Origin of the sequence: Parabacteroides sp. CH2-D42-20, assembly GCF_003670185.1 — a bacterium.
In the GTDB taxonomy this organism is placed as follows: domain Bacteria; phylum Bacteroidota; class Bacteroidia; order Bacteroidales; family Tannerellaceae; genus Parabacteroides; species Parabacteroides distasonis.
Map to the genome: position 1 here is coordinate 1 of NZ_RAYG01000072.1, position 2,555 is coordinate 2,555.

Annotated in this window: 2 protein-coding genes and 1 pseudogene; all 3 read right to left on the reverse strand. The window is 47.4% G+C overall.

Annotation, left to right across the window (positions count from 1 at the left end; translation table 11 throughout):
- A pseudogene (locus D7V92_RS21700) lies at positions 1-395 on the reverse strand (helicase); the annotation flags it as partial.
- 275 nt (positions 396-670) lie between these two features.
- On the reverse strand, positions 671-1,060 hold the full coding sequence (locus tag D7V92_RS21710) for a hypothetical protein (RefSeq protein ID WP_121773780.1): 390 nt from the start codon (positions 1,058-1,060) through the stop codon (positions 671-673).
- A complete protein-coding gene (locus tag D7V92_RS21715) occupies positions 1,057-2,280 on the reverse strand; it encodes a site-specific integrase (RefSeq protein WP_121773781.1) in 1,224 nt (407 codons plus the stop codon). The genes D7V92_RS21710 and D7V92_RS21715 overlap by 4 nt, the downstream gene beginning before the upstream one ends.
- Positions 2,281-2,555: the final 275 nt, after the last annotated feature.

The window sequence follows — 2,555 nt, forward strand, 5'->3', positions numbered from 1 at the left end:
ACCAACAGCAGGATAGGCAACTTCTGAATCGGTTGCATGTATAGCAGTTGCAGGTAGTCCATACCTAATTCGTATTGTTCCCCGAAGATGTGCCGCACCAATGATTGGATGTGCGAAAAGTCTCCCTCCTGCGGTTGATGGTCTATTGGTTCGTACAGGTTCAGGAACTTGTCCACTACCGGACGATAGTTCACATGGTCGGGGACTGTGCAGAAGCCGTCATACTTCGGCACGCTGGCAAGATAGTGTTTGCCATAATCCTGCCGGAGTGTCTCGTTGTTCCACACGATGCGTTTCCTCACATAGCCGCCATTCAGCCGGGGCTGGTTCACTAATTTGTAGAGGGTCGTACCTACCCGTATGAATTCCTCCTTTTCAATGTCTCCTTGTTTCATAAGCACTTCATTTTGTTTTAATCAATGCAAAGCTCGGCAATTCAGATAAGACGGATTGACAACTCACGCGTGACCCACGTATGATTTTCTTGGATTTGGCACAAACACATACAAATAAAGTCCGAAGAAGTGCCACTCTGACGGGTTCTTCTTCGGACTTGTCGTAATCATACGTATGAATGGCAATACACCTATTCGAATAAACGAATAATTATATTATTGGCAATGGAAATACGCATCGGTTTCATTACTTCATGTCGTCATATTAATGTGTTTTATGCCTGATATTTAGGTGTTTCCATACTATTCACACCCAGCGAAAAGAAGATGCTTGTTTTCTCTTTTCGCAAGAACTGCCTTTCAAACAGGATTTTACGCACCTGTTCCGCACCGGAACTGTTAATGCGGAAAGCAAGCGCGACGATCATTGGTAAACCAAACACATCGGCATGGTAACCGTTCTCTAACCGGACATATTTCTGCACCTCGTGTTCATTTAACACACCGCTTCTATACACGGCTCTGATGGCGGCACGGATTGTCGGGACGATTACCCCGAACAGTTCCACCAGTTCCGGCTCGCTCATCCAGATGTAAGCGACATTATCCGGTATGATGATATTGCCGGACTCACTCATTGTTATGATGTTTCTTTCCATGCTCATGACACCGTTATACCGTTAAACGTCTTACTCAGTTTATCGCCGAACATCGTCAGGTCGGTATTCAGCTTCTGCGTGGTAATCTTCGCGTATATCTGGGTCGTGACAATGTTCGTATGTCCCAATACACGGCTCACGCTTTCGATTGGCATTCCTTTGGTCAGAGCCAGCGTTCCGAATGTATGCCTCGCGCAATGGTACGAGATTTGCTTCTCTATGCCGCATTCACTGATAACCTTTTTCAACTGCTTGCACATCGTCCAGTAGTTGATTTTCCCAAACACGGACTTGTCTCCCGAACGGTTCTTGTAGCGTTCGATTATCTGCATGGGAATATCAAGCAGTTTCACTTGGAACGGGACATCGGTCTTGTGCCGCTTGCCGATTATCCATTTCTCGCCGTTCACTTCCACGATTTCATCCGTAGTCAGTTCCTTCATGTCCACAAAACTAAGGGCGGTGAAGCAGGCGAAGATGAAAAGGTCACGCACCAGTGTGAGTGTGGGATTTTCAAACTCGTGTGTCATGATGGTCTTTATCTCGTCCTCCGTCAGATACTCCCGTTCCTTCACGTTCGGGCTGATATGGAACTGTGCAAAAGGGTTTCTCGGTATCAGCCCGTTATAATGCGCCCGCATCACCACGCCTTTCAGCCACATGCAGTTGAGCCATATCGTGGCGTTCTTCAACCCCCGTTCGGCAGTGAGATATGCCGCGAACTCCTTGATGAAGTCGGGTGTCAATTCGAGCATCGACATATCCGTGCGCTTGTAGAACGACTTGATGAAAGCCGCCACATGGTTCCTCGCACGCATCATCACCTTGTATGTGCCGATGGTGCGGTCTTTTCCCACACGTTTGAGGAAGTTGGCGCAATCCTTGTCAAACGCCCGGATAAGCGTTTCATACTCGCTGCCGATTCCCTGATAGGCGTTGCGCACCATTTCCGCCGTCACGAACGCCTCTCGGTCGGAAAGTTTCTGGTAGTGCTTGATGATTTGTGCCTTGATGTTGTCAAGGGCGAGGTTGATGTCCCGTGCCCCTTGGCTCTTGCCTTTCGCCCTGTTCCCTTTCACGTCCCAAAGCGTCTTCGAGATGTTCTGTTTGCAACTGAACTGCGCCACAGTTCCGTTGATTGTCACCCGCCCCATAATAGGGACGATACCGTTCTTCTCCTTGCTGCCGTTCACGTAGAACAGCACTTTGAATGTGCTTCTTGCCATACTCGTCTTTTTTTGATTGCAAAATTAAGTATCAACGAGTTAGACCTTGTAAGCCAAACACAGCCATACGGAGAAAATGTCAGTGCCACGTGTTAAAAATAGCATTTCACCGGGTAATGATTTGAAAACCTAACGGCTTCATAAATCCGCTTTCCTTTGCCTTACCCCGTTTTTTCGTCTGTCCTCTTTTGTCCTCGCAAATGCCTTATAAACAGGCGTTACGAAGACTTTTCGACCTTTTTATTAGCCTTTTCCAGAGATTTTCCGTAAGTTTG

Excerpts from the sequence above, each read along its gene's own strand:
- D7V92_RS21710 (WP_121773780.1), bottom strand. The coding sequence starts at position 1,060 with ATGAGCATGGAAAGAAACATCATAACAATGAGTGAGTCCGGCAATATC.
- D7V92_RS21715 (WP_121773781.1), bottom strand. The coding sequence starts at position 2,280 with ATGGCAAGAAGCACATTCAAAGTGCTGTTCTACGTGAACGGCAGCAAG.